Origin of the sequence: Rhodococcus sp. JVH1 (assembly GCF_000280725.2) — a bacterium.
GTDB lineage: Bacteria > Actinomycetota > Actinomycetes > Mycobacteriales > Mycobacteriaceae > Rhodococcus_F > Rhodococcus_F jostii_A.
In genome coordinates, this window is record NZ_CP166290.1 from 1,106,876 (window position 1) to 1,123,472 (window position 16,597).

Consider the following 16,597-nt stretch of genomic DNA (forward strand, 5'->3'; position numbering starts at 1 on the left):
GACGGAGAACTCCCATGCCTCATGGCAAACGCGCGGTGATCCTCGATGCTGCTCGCGACGTTTTCGGTGAGCGCGGCATCAACGGTACGCGGATGGACGATGTCGCAGACAGGGCCGGTATCGCCCGGCCGAACCTGTACCGCTACTTCCCGAGCAAGGACGAACTGATCAAGCGGGTGGTCATCGCGGAGGTCGCGAAGATAAACGCCGAGCGACGACAGCGTCTACCCGTGGAGGGCTCAGTCCGGGAACTGATCGTCGAGTCACTCGCAGAGGGCGTCGAGCGGACCGACAGGGACATGTTGCTTGCGGTTGCGTTTGCTGACGACACGGTGGGCGTCACAGCGGAGCTCGTGGCTACCGATGATCAACTCCTCGGCGTTGAACTCGAGTATTGGCGACCGATCCTCGCCCATGGTCGGGCTCGGGGTGAAATCGCCGACCATCTTTCAGACGAGAAGATCGTGCGGTGGTTCATGACCAACCACTACTTCTTTATGACCAGTTCAACGCTCTTTCCCGCGGATCTGAGGCCGTGGATCTCCGATTTCATCGTGCCTGCGGTGTTGCAACACGGCGACGTGCCAAGCGGGGACAACGAACAGAAGGATCATCCATGAAGTACGCCGAGATGACTGACCCGGTACGTGGCAATAGTGAACCTGCGAGGTATTGGTCGACGACAAACGTCGCCGAAGCGACACCGGACATCCTCAGTCCGTTGTGCTGGAGTGTATGGGGCGATGGTCTCGAGCGTGCCTGGCTCACCTCGATGTACGAGTTCGGTGTCCTCGCCAAGAGCGAGCTCGCGATGGCCGAGGATATGAACCGCCGCTCGACTGCTTCCATCTACGGAAGGCAGGCCGCCAACGTCGACCTGCTTCGAGCGGTCCTTGCAAGGCTTCCAGGTGTCAAGCCCGATGAGGTCGAGCGGGACCTCCTCGGTAGCGTCAGGCCCGACACCCGCCAGGAGCCAGGCACCCCGGCTCGCGCACCCATCGTTCTGGTCAAGTTCCCCATTGCGATGCTCCGCCTGGACGGACGGATGCAACGGATGTACGACGAACAACGTACATGGTGGCGACGCGAGGTTTATGACGTTTCCCGCAAGGGGAGCGCGCCGACCGGGTCCCCCCTCGAACGCCTCAGGAGCGCCGCAGACCGCTTTGCGGTCGCGATGACGCTGCACGCGATGGTCCGGTTCCTACTACCCGCGGCCGAAGGTGCTGTGCACAGCGCAGCGCAATCCGCGGGCGCTTCCGAGCTGGCGGCACCCGCATTGCAGGGGTGGGGCAATGTCGCGGAGACGGAGATGGCTGAACGGTTGTGGAGGGTCGGTCGAGGCGAGGTGACCGTCGAAGATTTTCTGGCCGAGTATGCATTTCACGGTCCCAATGAAGGCAATGTCTACACGCGGTCGTGGCGCGAACAACCGGAGCGTGTCGAAGGTCTGGTCGCGTCATACCGGGGCCGGTCGGACGTCGCCCGACCACTCGATCGTGAGGCAGCTACGATGGCTGCCCGCGAGGAAGCCGAGAGGCAACTGCTGCGTGCCCTGCCACGGCGGAAGCGTCCGGTGGTGTCGTTCATGCTTCGCCGATCGGCTGGATTGATTCGTAAGCTCGAAATGGGTAAGGCCGCGTACCTGATGGCACTCGACGGTGCCCGCGCCGCGGCACGCGTCGTCGGGGCCGAGCTGGTCGAGGCAGGTCGGCTTGATGAGATCGACGACGCCTTCTTCCTCACCATCCCGGAACTCGAATCGCTCTTTGCAGACTCCACGGTTGACGTGCGGCCCCTTATTGCATACCGCCGAGGCGAACGTGAGCGATACGCGGACATGATCTTGCCGGTCTCGTTCACCGGGATGCCTACTGTGACGGCAGCACCCAACGGCGATCTCCGACGCACCGAGATCGCCGGCAAAGCATGGGGAGGCTGTCGAGTCGAGGGTCGGGCCCGTCTCGTGCTCAACGCTGCCGACGACATCGAACTCTGCCAAGGAGACATCCTTGTCTGCCGCTTCACCGATCCCAGCTGGGCGCCCCTGATGTCGCTGGCGGAGGCACTCGTCATCGACATCGGGAGCCAGTCCAGCCATGGCGCGGTCGTTGCCCGCGAGCTCGGCATCCCCTACGTCATCGGAACCGACGACGGCACCCGGATCATCAAGGAAGGCGACCGGATCGTCGTCGACGGTACGACAGGCACTGTCGTGATCTTGGACGCCGGTGACGTCCCGAAGGTCGATCTCGCAGTGTCGAAACAGATGAGAAGCGCTGAGGGATGACAGTGGCAAACCCGGATCAAGACGTCAACGAGCCAGTCGAACTGATCATCGTGCGCCACGGTCGGCCCGGAAACCCGCGCGAAAGCCAGAATCCTGCTGATCCTCCGCTCGGTGATCTCGGGCATCGACAGGCACGGCGCGTGGCTGAACATCTCAAAGCCGAAGGCGCGGATCGAGTGCACTCCTCTTCACTGCTGCGCGCTGCCGAGACCGCCGCCACGATCGCGCGTGAGCTGGATGTGCGGCTCACCTTCGATCCAGACCTGGCGGAGTTCGATCGAGATGCAACCGAGTACCTCTTCTTCGAGGACTTGATCGCAAACAAGGACCCTCGCTACGACGCATACCTACGCGAGGATCTCAGCCCATGGGGAACCGACGTGACCAGCTTCAGGAGTCGAGTCGCACGAGCCTTCGACAGATTGCTTCGCGAGTGCCGGCCCGGTGAGCGTGTGGTAGTCGTGTGCCACGGTGGTGTTCTCAACGCCTACCTCGGCGGGGTCCTGGGCATCGCCGAATTCATGTTCCACGATCCGGAGTACACGAGCATAAGCCGGGTCTTGGTTGACCATGGCCGCTCGCGACGCCTGGTCAGCATCAACGAGTCAGGGCACCTGCGGCGGCAGCAGAACCACGAAAACAGCCACTGAGGCTGCGAACGATTTCGTCCGAATGGTCACGGTCTGGCGATCAGCTGCCGCCGGTGTGGGGACGGACCGCTGATCACCGGAACAGATCCCGGCACCGACGAGGTCCCGGCGCCGGTCCGGGACTGGCGTGCACAGCATGACTGGTCGGTGACATCGGACCTGTTGTGCCCCACACCATTCCTCTCACCGGATGTCGTTGTCGAGTTCCTCGAGCAGGTGCTGCAGCCACCGGCAGGTTGCTTCGTGCCCTTCGACTTCCCGGTCCCAGCCGCGGGAGCGGGCGTCGTCGATCAGGACTTGTTCGGTCGCGGGCGGCCCTGATCCGTGGCGCGTATTCGCTGGTGGTGAGGAACTTCGGGCAGGTCAGGATCAGGTCGCATTCGCACGGCCCCTCGGCGGGTAGCCGCAGGCAGTGTCCCGGTTATCTTGAGGAAATTCGTCTTCAGCCAGTCCACGGTGTCGTCGTCGAGGGCATCGTGCAGCAGGGCATCGGCCGCCGGGCCGGCGATCCGGTGCCCGTCGGCGAGCGCCGACTCGTATTGGCGGCGGATCTCGGGATCGGAGATGCGGCTGTAAATCATGGACATGGTCGCGCTGTGATGTCCGAGTATTGCCATCGAACACCGGGTCAACACCCGCTCTACGGCAAGATCGTCTGGATCCGGGCGCCGCCTTCGGCGAGCTGGGTGCCGCGGGTGCCCGACAAGTGCTGACCCAAAGGGCATTCGATGCGGCGCAACGAAAAGGTCGAGCGCTCGCCGTTGTAGAGGCCGTCGCGTATGCACTCGAGGAGAGGATGTCCTTGCCCTCTTCACGGGAGTTCCCGGCGGGGACAACGCCGACGAAGCGAGAACTTCAGGTCGCCGAACTGGTCGCTGAGGGACCGACCAATCGCGAGATTGCCACCCGCAAGGAATCTCCCCGCGGATGGCGCAGGGGCACGTCGAGCACCTACTTGTGAAGCTGGGATTCACTTCTCGCGCACAAATTGCCGCGTGTCACGGAATCCCGGCATGTGAAACCGGGTCCAGACGGGCCAGCGGGCTGAGCGCGTCACGTATCTCCCGATTCTCTGCCCCTGATTGAGCTCCCCCGAACAGACCTGGCAAGTTCATCCGCCGGCGCGATCGAAGGCTGTGGACCGCTTGATGCGGGTTAGTTCCAACCGGGAGATTCGCCAGACACCGTCTTCCCGAATGTAATCGAGATAGTGTCCGTACCCGGTCAGCAGCGGAAACCCACTGTCCACTGGAGGTTCGACCAGGTCGAACGTCGCCCAGATACCTGTCGCGTGATCGGCATCGATAATCGTGATCTCGGGCGTGTGGCCCTGGTGGACCGTCACCGCACCGTCCAGGTGTGCACGGACCGACGCGATGAACGAGTCCCGGTCCTTCGGACCGGTAGTCGACTCGCCGATGTTGACCCACAAGGTTGCTGCCGAAGAGTGCAGCAAAGTCATCCCACTTGTGTTGGTCCAAAAACCTGAAGTAGCGGGCTTTTAGTTGCTTGATTTCCTCGATGGCGGTGAGACGCTCCACTATCGTCAAGTCGTCGGCCATGAAGTTCCGCCTTTCTCGTTGCGCCGACAACAGCCGGCTACTGCAGTTCGGGGTGCGAGAGGGTACCCTTGCGGCCCGTTGTGATGATTCGCCCGGAGCCGGAATCAATTCGGCACGACGGGCTGTCATCCGATGCGTACACACTGAGAATTCATCAACTGCTCTTGTGATGGAAGGTCTACCAGTGGAGTATTGCTGAAATGCAGTCGTCGTGCCATTACGGGAGAAATGGAATGCAACTCACGTTCTGCGTAAGGCTGCGTCGTGGTATCGTCGACTTTCGGTCTGGGGTGCGTGCGAGGCGTGCCGTGCGAAAGATGTTCTGCGGCTACTGCGAGCGCGACTTGTTCTGCTCGACGAGAAGTGGCGATCTGTACTGTTCCGACCAGTGCGCGGATCGGGACTGGGCTCGCCAAAGCTTGGCTATCTGTCTCCGGATGTACTGAGGGTGAGGGGGGTGGTTCGCGCAGCGTCGGCAAAGCCTGCTGCACAGACCACCACTCCTCTCACGGCCGATCAGTGGCCGATCGTCACTGTTCCTGCAGCACCATCGACTGTGATGACAGTTCCATTCGTAATTCGCCGTGTTGCGTCGGTGCAGGAAACGACGCAGGGGATCCCCAATTCACGGCTGACGATGGCCGCATGACTCATCGGTGCACCGACATCCACGACAACGGCTGCGGACGAGACGAATAAGGGCGTCCAGGACGGGTCGGTGCCAGGGGCGACGAGGATCTCGCCCGGTTCCAACTCGTCGGCCTGGCTTGGATCATTGATGACCCGGGCCGGGCCGGTGGCCACGCCTGCACAGGCGGCCACACCTTGAAGCACCACACCAGCGGCGGCGGTTTCCGCGGACCGGGCGTCCCGTCGTTCCCATGTATCGGGGGCGGGTGGTTCGCCGACAACGATGAACGGAGGCACGAGGGCCGCCATCTCTGCCATGCGAGCCCGGCGTTCCCGAATGATCTCGGTGTATCCGCCCGGATTCGCGACGAAGCCGTCGAATTCCTGCCGGGTCACGAGTGCAAAGTCCTCGGGGTTGTCGATATGCCCGGCTTCGGCGAGTCGCAGGCCGAGTTCACGGAACGGTACCTTGACTTCGCCGATCATGCGGACCAACGAAGTCTTGCTTCGCTCGCGGGCGGGAAGGAATACTTCGGCGGCGTGTAGGAGGGCCTCGAACTGTGCCGCCGTCGCCTCGTCGCCGGCGATTTTGTTCCGCACGGTCTCAATGGCCTCCGCACGGTCCTGTGCCATTCGTGCGAGGTTTGTTCGTGGTGCCTTGCTCTCGTCTGCGATGCGCATTCGGTCGATCGCGCCGAGTGCGATATCAGGGTGTGTCTGCCATGTGGGTGTGTTCATCTCCCACTCGTTGACGCCGCGCGACCCGAATTCGTACAGGAAGTGATCGAACTGCTTGACGAAGGCCACCACGTCCGCGTCGACGGACTGGCGAAGGCGGGTGTCCAGGCCTTTGACGCCTTCCGTGAAGAGTGTCTGTAGCGCATCGGACGACCTTGCGATTCTGCCGAGGTCCCACATCGCCAGTGATGGTGCGGCTGAGTCGACGTCACCGAAACCGCTGATCAGCGGAGTCAGTAGCTCGGGCACGCCCAGGCTGGCGGTGAGTGCAGCGAGACCGCCGACCGGGATGGAGGCGACGTAGATGAGAAAGAAGTGGTCACTCACCCAGGGAAGGAACAGAGATTCCTGGATGCCCAGGGCGCGTTCAGCAAGCTGCTCGTTGGTCAATGCGTCGAGGTCAGGTCGTTCCCTGCGCAGGTCAGCAGCCCTGGTGCGGTACTCCTCTAGTTCGGGGAGCCCGTCGGCCGTCATCGCCCAGTTGATGATCTCGCCCATGCGTGCGGTCAGCTCCGGGTTTACGTCCTCGGGGCGAGGATCGTAGGGCGGGACACCGGGCTGGCTGCCGAAGTAGGACTGGTCGACAAGGTCGGGGTTGCTTCCGGGCATCCGCACGCCCATGACTCGGGAGACCGATACGTTCAGGTAGCCGTAACCGCCGAAGATGCCGATCATTTCGTCGTGTTCGCTGTCGAACTCGTCCTTGTCGAACGCGCCGAATCGGATCAGTCCGTTGCGCCACCCGTGCTCTGCGCCGCGCCAGACCTCACCGGTGGCGGCCAGTGGTGTGACCACATCGGGAAAGACCTCCGAGATGTTGGACCTGGTGTAGATGGGGAACCGCTTGCTCGGCGGGGTGTCTGCCAACCACGGCTCGTCGAGGGTGCTCATGATGCTCCTGTTGCTCTAGGTAAGCGGCGTCCGAAAAGATGCGCTGACGCGATGTGCATCACGTCACACCAGATAGTCTTACAATAGAATATCTAGAACGCAAGTATGAATGGACATCTCCAGGGGTCATGCTTACTCTATTGATAGAACATCGAGTGGTAGAGGGTATGGGTTTTCGAGCGGCGTTCCCCGTCGGCTCGCTGTGACGTCGAGAGGAATAATTCGGTGGAGCTGGTACTCGTTCGACACGCTGAACCGGACCGAGCGGCCGCCGGGCCGGCACGAGCGAACCCGGGACTCAGCGATCGAGGACGCGAACAGGCAGCCCGAGCCGCCGACTACCTCGCTGCTGAGGATTTCGCTGCGCTCTACACCTCGCCCCTCACCCGCGCGATCGACACTGCGGACATCATCGGGGAGGCCGTGGGTCTAAATCCCCACATCAGGGCCGATCTCGCCGAGTTCGATCGGGACGCCGCCGAATATCTGCACTTCGAAGATCTTCGCGTCAACAACGACCCTCGATACGAGGCGTTTCTCCGGGACGACCTGAGTGCCTGGGGCACTGATGTTCCTTCCTTCAGGAAGCGCGTCACAGCGGAATTCGACCGCATCATCGACGCTCACCCCGGCGAACGAGTCCTCGTCGTCTCTCACGGTGGCGTCGCCAATGCCTTCATCGGAGGACTGGTCGGTGCGAGCCGGCTGACGATCCATGAGCCCGGGTACACCGGCTTCGCGCGGATCCGAGCCGGTCGCACGCGTCGCACCCTCGTCAGTTTGAACGAAACCCCGCACCTGCGCGGTTTCGACCTCGGTATACGTGCAGTTCGAACGCAAGGAGCATGAGAGTGTCCGATTCGGATTTCGACGTCGTTGTCATCGGCGCCGGCGCCGCAGGCCTGGCCGCGGCGCTGTCGGCCGTCGAGCAGGGCTGCGAGCGGGTCTTGATCAGTGAGGCCACGGCCGTCGTGGGCGGATCCTCACGACTCGCCGGCGGCGTCATCATGGGCAGCGGCAGTGAACTCCAGCGCAACGCAGGCATCGAGGACGATCCGACGGATCTGTTCAAGGAATACATGTCGCTCAACCACTGGGATGTCGCGGCGGGTCCGGTGAAGCGACTGACCGCGCGGAGCGGCGAAACGATCGACTGGTTGAGCGAACGCGGGGTGGCCTTCTTCGATCGCCTGATTTTCGGCGGGGACGAACGAAAGCCGCGATCGCACTGTGTCGACGGCGGCGGACAGGCCCTCGTCAACGCCTTGTGGTCGGCATGTCAGCGCGCGGGCGTCGATGTGGCACTGGGCCACCGTGTCGAGCAACTACTCACCGACGGGGACAAAGTGACAGGGGTACTCGCCGAAGGCGAGACGATCACAGCCGACGCCGTCGTCATTGCCACCGGGGGATTCGGTGCCAATCCTGATCTGCTGCAGAAGTACTTCCCCTCGTCGTGGACGACGGACTGGACGTGGTATATCGGTGCGGATGGGTCGCGAGGCGATGCGATCGGCTTCGCCGAACAGCTCGGAGCCCAGCTCACTGGATTCGACCGCGGCCTGCGGACGCTCGACCCCCACTTCGCCAAACTCAACGAAGCGTTCCTCCCGGGATGGACCGTGCTGCTGGACGCGTCCGGCCGCCGGTTCTGTGACGAGACTGCGCCGTACGGAATCCTCGACACCTTGGTACGGGCACGCGGCAACCGCGCGTTCGTCGTCTTCGACGACGCTGCTCTGCGCCCGCCGACAGACCAGGCAGACCGATACCGGGACTGTTATAAGCAGGTATGGCCGAACCATCCGCCCTTCCGGCCCAAGAACTACACGGCAGACCTCGTCGACGAGAACATCACCACAGGCAAGGCCAAGGCCGCTTCCGATCTGCCCGCTCTCGCGGACGCGATCGGAGTGCCCGTCGACACCCTCGAAGGTGAGGTAGCGCGATACAACGCTCTCGCGATCGAGGGGGAAGACATCGACTTCGGGAAGGCGGGCAAGTTCCTCATGCCGCTGAAGACGCCGCCCTTCTACGCTGTCGAAGTTCGCCCGGCGACCGTCAACGTGACCTCCTGCGGGCTCCGAATCGACCAGAAGGCACGAGTGCTGCGGCAAGACGGTTCGGCCATCGACGGGCTGTTCGCCGCCGGCGAATGCACCGGCGGAATTCTCGGCGAAACCTACATGGGAAGCGGAAACTCCTTGGCGAACGCGTGTGGCTTCGGCCGGATCGCCGGCGAAGAAGCCGCTCACAAGGCCAAGTCCGGAGCTGCATCATGACAATGCCCGGCGCCGTGGAGGCATTCCTCGCTGCAGTCCACGCCCGCGACGCCGCCGCGGTCGCAGCCTGCTTCACACCGGATGGCGTCTACCACTTCGCGGTCCCTCAGGAGCCCGCCCGTGGACGGGAGGCCATCGCAGGCACCTTCGCGAAAATACTCGAAGCCTCCGACCGGGTGCAGTGGGACCTCGTGACCTCCGCGCTCGACGGCGACCGCATCTGGCTCGAGCGCGTGGACCGGTTCTGGTTCTCCGGACGCGAGGTAGCCATCGAGTGTGTCGGAGTCGTCGAACTGGACGGTGGCGGCCTCATCGCAACAGTCCGCGACTACTGCGACATGGCGACATGGCGCGCCCGTAGGGAATCGGTGGTCTCCTCCCACTAACGAGCGGCCGTGTCGCACGGAGATTCCCGATCTCCGCGGTAACCATCAGACGCGTGGGGCGATCCTCCACGAACCCACCCTCGGGGTGGGGCCCGGCTTCAACCATTGGCCGGGTCGGCGCAACATTTCTCCCCTACGGCGCAAGCCGTAGGGGAGAAATGTGAAACCTCGAGTCAGACGTACATCGATTCGATGGTCTCGGCATATCGCTGCAAGATGTTGTTCCGCCGAATCTTTCCCGTGGCGGTGACCAACGGGGAATCGGGGTCCCACTCGCTCTCCGCGGACACGAGCGCGAACGACCTGATCTTCTCCGCTCCCGGCAGTCCCGCGTTGATCTCGTCGAGGTGACGGCTGACGATCGAGCGGACCGCCGGGTCGGAAGTGAGCTCCGCCGGCGACCGTTCCGCGACTCCGAGGTCGGCCGCGCGCTTGACGACGGCGTCAGGATCGAGCACCAGCAGCGCCGTGATGTACGGCCTGCCGCTGCCACACAGCACGGCGTGGCTCACCAGTGGAATTTGCAGTAGCCGCGCTTCGATCGGTGCGGGACTGACGTTGTGCCCGGACGTGGGCACCAGCAGGTCGTCCATCCGGCCTCGGACGATCAAATTGTGGTCGGCGTCCATTGAGCCGAGGTCGTTCGTGTGGAACCAGCCGTCCTTGTCGAGGACGGTCCGCGTTCGGGCGTCGTCACGGTAGTAACCGGCGAACACGGCCTCACTTCGTACGAGGATCTCGCCGAGATCGGAGACGGTGACCTCCACTCCGTCGAAAGGCTTTCCGCACGTTCCGAGTACGAGTCGGTGGGGGTCCCAGGTCCCTACCCCGCAGGTCTCGCTTTGGCCGTAGCAGTCGGCCAGGGGTATGCCTGCAGCAAGCCAGAATTCCTGAATGTGTCGGGGGAGTGGCGCCGAGCCCACGATCGCGATGTCGATCTGCCCGAGTCCCAGCGTGTCCAGATGGCGCTGGAGGGCGTCGCCGGGGCCGGGAACCGTAGCGCTCGGTCCGATGGTGGAATCCGTTGCCGACAAGTCCTGTATGCGGACGTACAGCTTCTCCCACATGCGCGGCGCACCGAACAGCATGTGTGGCTTGGTCTGGGCCAGAAGCTCAGGGAACAGTTCGAGGCTTGCGCAACAGGTCACCGCGCTGCCTTGAAACATGTGCACGTAGTGGGTCGCCAATCGTTCACCGATGTGCGCCATCGGAAGGTACGACAGCTGACGGCGGCCGCGAAGGCTGATGCCCATCCGGCTCATGAGCGTCCGAGCGGCAAACAACAAGTTGCGGTGGGTCAGTGGCACACCCTTCGGGTTCCCCGTCGTACCAGACGTATACAGCATCGTGGCAATGTCGTCCGGATTGCTGCGGCGCGACAGTTCAGCCAAATTCGTCGGCGATCGCGCAGCGAGGCTTGCGAGCTTGACGATGTCGTCGTCCGCCGGCACGGCCTCGACCGCGATCAACCGGGGACGGTGGTTACTCCTCGCTTCGGCGGCGCGGGCCCGTTCGAGCTGAAGGTCGTCCTCGACGACAACCGCGACCGGAGTGCAGTGCCCCCAGATGTAGCTCAGCCGGTCGATCGACGGCGAGTTGTACACCGACACCGGTATCGCGCCGATGAGCATCAAGGCGGTATCGACCAGATAGAACTCGGCTCGATTGGTCAACATGAGGACGACATGATCGCCGGCGCGAATGCCCGACGACGAGAACCCGTCCGCGAGGGCAGCGGCTTCCTGACCGTACTCTGCCCAGGTCAGGGCTCGCCCGCTGGCCCCGCACGTCAATGCGAGGTGCTCGCCACAGGTCTCCACGGTGTGAAGAAAGGCCTCCGTGAGGGTGGAGGTCTCCCGCGCCGCAGTATCGTCATGTGTCACGGCATCTCCTGATGCTCCGCTGTTGCGTCTGGTTTCCGGGCCGCCTCGCGCGCGGTGCTCACCCGTCGAGCGGCGGAGGTCAGCCGCGTCGAGTGGAGTAGTGCTGCCGAAGGCTGTGCAGGATCGGCTCCGCCGCCTCGGCGCGGCCGTCCTCGTCACGGGCCCATCGGGATGTGGCACTCGCGACGTCGACAACCAGCTGTCCGTACCGCGCATGCCGAGCATCGAGGACGGCGAAGGCTTCGTAGCGAGGTGATCGACGAGACTCGTCGGAGAGCTCGTCGAGTCGAGCGCGTTGGGCGGCGAACGCTGCCGCCCGGGCGTCATCCGCTTCGGTCCATACGCGCCAGTTCTCCAGCACGGCAGCCACCGACTCCGTCTCGAGGCCGAGCTTTGTCGTGGTGTCGTTCCAATCGACCTGTGCAAGAACAGCCCTGACTTCGCGGAGCCTGTTGAGGGCGTGCTCGTCGGTGAGCTGAGGTTCGATGGTTTCTTTCAGGATCCTCGAGATTCCCGAGATGATCTCTTGTGGTGCGGGGCGCATGATTCAGCCTTTCTCCGCCGCGAGTACCTGGTCGACGACCTTGGCGATCAGCGCATCGACGGGCGCCGCCGGCCGATCCGATCCCAGCTCGCAGAAGTTGCGGACACCGTTGAGCGCGATGATCGCCAGACGGAACGTGGATAGGATCTGCCAGAAGGTCAGCGCTGTCGGTGATACGTCGATACCGGTTCGGGCGGTGTACCGCGCCAGGAAGTCCTCCTGGGTCCACTGACCGGGAATGAAGTGCTCGCCGCGATACAGCGGGGTTGTGTACCACCCGAGGTCGTCGAGGGGGTCGCCGAGGCGGGCGAGTTCCCAGTCGAGGAGGACACCGAAATCGCCGCCGTCGACCAGCACGTTCGCCGGGCGAAAGTCACCGTGGACGAGCACGAGGCGGTCCGGGCCGGTCGGAAGGTGGTCCCGAAGCCATTCGGCGCACAGGCGCAGGCCCGGTTGCGGTTCGAGTTCGTTGCTGGTGAGCTCGCCGATCCACCGCTCGAGTTCGTGTTCGGCCGGCGAACTCGCCGGAACCGGCAAGATCTGCCGTAACCCGAGTGCGTCGATTTCGAGCGAATGCAGCTGCCCCAGAACGTCACACATGCCCTGAGCCAGCGTCAGTCGCTGCTCAGCGGTCAGGTGCAGAGGATTCTTGTCACGGAGAACACCGCGATGCGCCCTGCCGTCGTAGCGGTCACCGATCATCGTCGGGCGGGCGAGGTCCGCGCCCTCGTCGTCGAGCCAGCGCACCCGCGGCGCTGGAATCGTGGTTGCTTCCAGGGCTTCGAGGAGACGGAACTCGGCACTTCTGGCCGTATCCACCACCGCGCTGGTCGGGTCCCGGCGCATCAGGAGCCGATGAGTCGATCGTTCCCCGGCCTCGGTCCACGTGGCATCGAATGGCCAGTTTTCCCGGGAACTGCCGGTCCCGGCGCGATAGAGCGCCGCGATCTCGGGTTCGGCACCGGGAGGAAGGTGCCGGCTCAGAAAGGCACGCAACGCGTCGGTCAACTCCGGCATCGTCAGTTCTTCGGTGGACACGGCGCTACTCATCGCTTGCCTTCGCCTTCGCGGGCTTCGGGGGGATGGCTTCCGGGTACCGCGCGTAACCGGGCAGCACCATGTACTCCATCACGCCGTACCCGACCTGGCCGTTGTGCCGCACCTCCACGAGGTGGTCGCTGCCTGCCTTCGCGTACCGGTAGAAGTTGTCCTTGTCGTTGAGATCCCACACCTCGTGTTCGAGGCTGTTCTCCCCTTTCCAGTGACCTTGGTACCAGCCGTTCCAACCCTCGTATCCCCCGCCGCGCAGATGCGCGCGACCGGGATGAGCGGTCAGTTCGAATTCGAGTTTCTTGCCGCTGTCCAGGGTGAGGGTGATGCGACCCCCGGCCAGGGTGGCGGCCGGGGCCCCGTCCACCCAGCGCAAGTCGTGGTCCACCCCGACGATCAGCTCGTCCTGATCTCCCTCCGGTGCACCGATCGGCCGCGAGAACGCCGCGGAGAGGTGCACCGGCCGACCGGGTTCGGCCTCGTAGTAGTAGAAATGGAGACCGAAGTCGGGCAGCTGAAGTGGGCAGAACATCAGCATCTTCCACTCTGGGCGTTCTCCGGGAGGGGCGCCCTGCGCGCGCGGCAGCGGCCGGGTTCCCCACGAGTGGTCACGCTCGCTCCACCACGTGTCGGGTGTCAGGGTGGCCGCATAGTCGGGCGCGGTCAGGCTGCCTGCCGCGCGGCCGACCTGGACGTACCGGACGGCGTCGTAGGTGACCTTGGATCGACTGACTTGGAAATGGCGGCCCTCGAGTGTGGGCTCCATGCGTCCGGACCACGTGATGTCGAACTCGATCCCGGACGGGTTCGGTTCGAGGGTCAGACGCAGTTCTTCGAGGGGTTTGATCACCTCGATGGTCAGCGGACCGACCTTCATGACGTGGCTTTCCGGTGCCAGCGCCCGGGAAAGTCTCAGGTTGTGCTGTTTGCCGTTGCAGGACAGGGCAACGAACGCCTCTTGTACATCCTGGTTCGGGTACTGCCCGATCCCGATGCTGAGAACGGTGTCCTTGTTCTCGACGTCCTGGATGCTGATCCAGTACCGCTCACGCCAGCTGGGATCGCTCGATCCCACCATCGCGTGGGGGTACGAGACCTGATGGGTGAAGTACTCGTCGGGCGGTGTCAGACGGACCACGGTGATTCAGCCTCGCTCGTCATTGTCGGTCGGGAACTGGGCGACGAGAGTCTTCTTGTCGGTCTTCTCGCCGGCCAGGGTGGGAAGTGGGGTGTCCTGGAACTGCCACCGAGTTGGAATCGCGAAGTATGAGAGCGTGCCGGTGAGGAATTCGCGCAGTGTATCGGACGTGGGAGGGGTGCCTCCGGGACGGAAGACGACAACGGCTGCCAGTTCTTCCCCGAGGTCGGGGTGGGGAAGACCGATTGCGGCGACCTCGATGACGTCGGGATGATTGGCCAGCGCGGCCTCGACGTGGGCGCAGGCAATGTTCTCGCCACCGCGGATGACGATGTCTTTGCTCCGGCCGTCGAGGAACAGATAGCCCTCGTCATTGGTGTGCCCGAGGTCTCCGGTGTGGAGCCAGCCTTCGGCATCGACGGTTCCGTCGTCGATGCCGATGTAGCCGAGCATCACCGTTGGGGAGCGAACCAGGATCTCGCCGACGCCCCGCTCGTCCGGTCCGAGGATCTCGAGCTCCACAACCGGATAGGGGCGGCCCACGGTGCCGGGATACCGCTCGAGATCGCGGTTGCCGGCGACGGTGAGGAACCCACCGGATTCGGTCATTCCCCAGGTGTTGCCCAGTCCCCGCTCCCGAAGCTGGGGCAGCTTCCGCTGCATTCGCTCGAGAAGGCCGGGGGTCACCGGGGCGCCGCCCAACGGCCACGACCGCAAGCTCGACAGGTCGAACGAGTCGAAGTCGGGATGCTCGAGTACCCGGCTCGCCATGGTGGGCACACCGCCCCAGCTCTGCACCTTCTCCTGCTCGATCAACGTAAGCACCTGATGCGGGTCGAAGCGGCCTGTGTTCAGGACGATCTTGCCGCCGTTGATCAGCTGGGTGACGAGGTTGGAGATTCCACCGATGTGAAACAACGGGGTGCAGACGAGGGTCGATGCCTGCGGTGCGTCGTCGGGGAGTTGCTGGGGGAGCCGGCGCGAGCGGAGCAGCAGGTTGTGCTGATTGGCGATGACGGAACGAAGTGACAGCTCAACAGCTTTGGGCATGCCGGAACTGCCGGAAGTGAAGAGAATGAGAGCCGGCGCGTCCTCGTCTCCCCGCGACAAGGTGGTGTCTTCTCGGCGGGGTGAGAGTTCCGAGTCGGCTGCCTCGAAGAACCGACGGAGGTCTGCCACCGGTGTCGTCGGGACGGTCACCGAGTCCGGCGGCTGGGGCATATCGGTGACAATGCAGCGCGGTGACACCACGTCGACGGCGTTGTCGATCTCGTGCGGACTCCACCATCTGTTGCCGAGCACCGGCACGGCGCCGATCATCCACAGCGACCACAGCGCGAGAACCCAGTCGGGACTGTTGTAGGCGAGGAGCATGACCCGGTCGCCTTCGCGAACACCGAGATCGGCAAAGTGCTTGCAGGCCGGCGCAATCGCGGAGGAGAACTGGCGGAAGGTGATGCGACGGTCACCTTGGACCATGTACGTGCGAGTGTTCCACCGCTCGGTGCCGAGGAGGAGTTCCTCGAACGAACGCGGGTGAGGCTCGTAGAGCAGCCCGGGATGGCCCGCGTAGTCCGCCGAACGAACGTCGGTGCCCCACACCTGCTCGAGCGTGTCGCGCTCGCTGCTGTGGGTGTTCGTCATCGTCCTTGCCATGTTCCTGGCCTCTTTTCCTTGAAGGCATTGACTGCTTCGCGAAGATCGCCGGTGGAAGCGCTGATGGCTTCGAGGTAGAAGGCGGTGTCGAAGACCTCGTCGATGCGCGCGTGCATGCCCTTGTTCAGCGCTCGTTTCGTGAGCTGGACTGCGGCCGGGGGAAGTTCGGCGACCTTCGCGGCGAGCGACCGTGCCAGCGGCGCGACCTCGTCCGCGGAGTCGACCAGTTCGGTCACCATGCCCAGCCGGTATGCGTCCTCGGCCAGGAGTGGTTCACCCCAGAGCAGGTGCCGTTTCGCGCGGACCATCGGCAAGTTGGCCGGCCAGGTCACGCAGCCGCCGTCTCCGGGCACGAGCCCGAGTTGGACGTGCGGGTCGGACAAACGGACCGACGGAGTGGACACGATCGCATCGGCGGTCAGGATCAAACTGGTCGCCACACCGAACACGTGCCCGTGCAGGGCGACCACAAGTGGCTTCGGGAAGTCGGCGAAAGTTCGGAACAGCTGGCGGCCGTCGTCGACCTGCTCCAGGAGGACCTGCAGGTCGCTGTTGGCCGCGAGCATGGCCTCGGTGTCACCTCCGGCGGAGAAGTGGCGCCCGGTCGATGTGAGAACCACTGCGCGGACGCCGCGATCCCTTCCGAGTTCGCTCAGCGCCCCGCCAAGTTCGCCGAGGAGGTCGCTGTCGAAGCGGTTGAGCACATTGGGACGGCACAGTTGCAGCTCGCCCACGTGACCGTCCTTCGACAGTCTCACAGTCTTGTAGTCCGCCATTTCAGCCTTTCGACTCGACGAGAAAATTCGGTCATCGGTGACCTCGCGCGCAGAATGTGCGCGAGTCGTGGCGTCGATGACGTCGTGCACTCGGGCTCGGTGCGTCTCGATCGTAGCGTAC

15 protein-coding genes and 2 pseudogenes are annotated in these 16,597 nt (G+C 63.9%); 7 read left to right on the forward strand and 10 right to left on the reverse strand.

The genetic code is table 11. The annotated features are described in order from the left end of the window. The first annotated feature begins 14 nt into the window (after positions 1-14). From JVH1_RS42755 to JVH1_RS42765, 3 genes are all read left to right on the forward strand, one after another. On the forward strand, positions 15-620 hold the full coding sequence (locus JVH1_RS42755; RefSeq protein ID WP_009760419.1) for a TetR/AcrR family transcriptional regulator: 606 nt from the start codon (positions 15-17) through the stop codon (positions 618-620). Positions 621-1,867: 1,247 nt separating this feature from the next. Further along, positions 1,868-2,290 carry a PEP-utilizing enzyme gene (locus JVH1_RS42760; RefSeq protein WP_371113191.1) on the forward strand — a complete coding sequence of 141 codons (423 nt, stop codon included), beginning with the start codon at positions 1,868-1,870 and terminating at the stop codon, positions 2,288-2,290. Then, positions 2,287-2,940, forward strand: a complete 654-nt coding sequence (locus tag JVH1_RS42765; RefSeq protein ID WP_051033699.1) for a histidine phosphatase family protein — start codon at positions 2,287-2,289, stop codon at positions 2,938-2,940. The genes JVH1_RS42760 and JVH1_RS42765 overlap by 4 nt, the downstream gene beginning before the upstream one ends. 290 nt (positions 2,941-3,230) lie before the next feature. On the opposite strand, the gene JVH1_RS42770 is transcribed toward JVH1_RS42765, so the two are convergent. Beyond that, complete coding sequence (locus tag JVH1_RS42770) at positions 3,231-3,527, reverse strand: hypothetical protein (RefSeq protein ID WP_051033700.1); 297 nt, start codon at positions 3,525-3,527, stop codon at positions 3,231-3,233. Positions 3,528-3,640: 113 nt separating this feature from the next. On the opposite strand from JVH1_RS42770, the pseudogene JVH1_RS42775 reads away from it, so the two are divergent. Beyond that, positions 3,641-3,988, forward strand: a pseudogene (locus JVH1_RS42775) (response regulator transcription factor); the annotation flags it as partial. 63 nt (positions 3,989-4,051) lie between these two features. Here the strand turns inward: JVH1_RS42775 and JVH1_RS42780 are convergent. From JVH1_RS42780 to JVH1_RS42790, 3 genes and pseudogenes are all read right to left on the reverse strand, one after another. Beyond that, positions 4,052-4,402, reverse strand: a complete 351-nt coding sequence (locus tag JVH1_RS42780) for a nuclear transport factor 2 family protein (protein WP_009760427.1) — start codon at positions 4,400-4,402, stop codon at positions 4,052-4,054. Then, a pseudogene (locus JVH1_RS42785) lies at positions 4,392-4,631 on the reverse strand (nuclear transport factor 2 family protein); the annotation flags it as partial. The gene JVH1_RS42780 and the pseudogene JVH1_RS42785, both read right to left, overlap by 11 nt. 387 nt (positions 4,632-5,018) lie before the next feature. Continuing rightward, positions 5,019-6,761 (reverse strand): PEP-utilizing enzyme, encoded by a 1,743-nt coding sequence (locus JVH1_RS42790; protein WP_009760428.1) that lies wholly within the window; start codon positions 6,759-6,761, stop codon positions 5,019-5,021. Between the two features lie 225 nt (positions 6,762-6,986). Between JVH1_RS42790 and JVH1_RS42795 the strand changes: the two genes are divergently transcribed. From JVH1_RS42795 to JVH1_RS42805, 3 genes are read left to right on the forward strand one after another with little or no spacing between them, the layout of a single operon-like run. Continuing rightward, a complete protein-coding gene (locus JVH1_RS42795; RefSeq protein ID WP_009760429.1) occupies positions 6,987-7,610 on the forward strand; it encodes a histidine phosphatase family protein in 624 nt (207 codons plus the stop codon). Further along, complete coding sequence (locus tag JVH1_RS42800; RefSeq protein ID WP_043779744.1) at positions 7,607-9,043, forward strand: FAD-dependent oxidoreductase; 1,437 nt, start codon at positions 7,607-7,609, stop codon at positions 9,041-9,043. The genes JVH1_RS42795 and JVH1_RS42800 overlap by 4 nt, the downstream gene beginning before the upstream one ends. Beyond that, positions 9,040-9,429, forward strand: coding sequence for a nuclear transport factor 2 family protein (locus tag JVH1_RS42805; protein WP_009760431.1), 390 nt, complete (start codon positions 9,040-9,042; stop codon positions 9,427-9,429). Before JVH1_RS42800 ends, JVH1_RS42805 begins: the two co-directional genes overlap by 4 nt. Before the next feature lie 173 nt (positions 9,430-9,602). On the opposite strand, the gene JVH1_RS42810 is transcribed toward JVH1_RS42805, so the two are convergent. The 6 genes from JVH1_RS42810 to JVH1_RS42835 form a co-directional block, all read right to left on the reverse strand. Next, entirely contained in the window at positions 9,603-11,312 is a 1,710-nt protein-coding gene (locus tag JVH1_RS42810; RefSeq protein ID WP_009760432.1) for a long-chain fatty acid--CoA ligase, read from the reverse strand. A 79-nt stretch (positions 11,313-11,391) separates the two neighbouring features. Further along, on the reverse strand, positions 11,392-11,856 hold the full coding sequence (locus JVH1_RS42815) for a hypothetical protein (protein WP_009760433.1): 465 nt from the start codon (positions 11,854-11,856) through the stop codon (positions 11,392-11,394). Between the two features lie 3 nt (positions 11,857-11,859). Further along, entirely contained in the window at positions 11,860-12,906 is a 1,047-nt protein-coding gene (locus JVH1_RS42820; RefSeq protein ID WP_237735178.1) for a phosphotransferase family protein, read from the reverse strand. Next, entirely contained in the window at positions 12,899-14,044 is a 1,146-nt protein-coding gene (locus JVH1_RS42825; RefSeq protein WP_009760435.1) for a hypothetical protein, read from the reverse strand. Before JVH1_RS42825 ends, JVH1_RS42820 begins: the two co-directional genes overlap by 8 nt. A gap of 6 nt (positions 14,045-14,050) precedes the next feature. Then, positions 14,051-15,688 carry a class I adenylate-forming enzyme family protein gene (locus JVH1_RS42830; RefSeq protein ID WP_009760436.1) on the reverse strand — a complete coding sequence of 546 codons (1,638 nt, stop codon included), beginning with the start codon at positions 15,686-15,688 and terminating at the stop codon, positions 14,051-14,053. Then, entirely contained in the window at positions 15,685-16,434 is a 750-nt protein-coding gene (locus JVH1_RS42835; protein ID WP_237735179.1) for an enoyl-CoA hydratase/isomerase family protein, read from the reverse strand. Before JVH1_RS42835 ends, JVH1_RS42830 begins: the two co-directional genes overlap by 4 nt. Positions 16,435-16,597 lie beyond the last annotated feature (163 nt).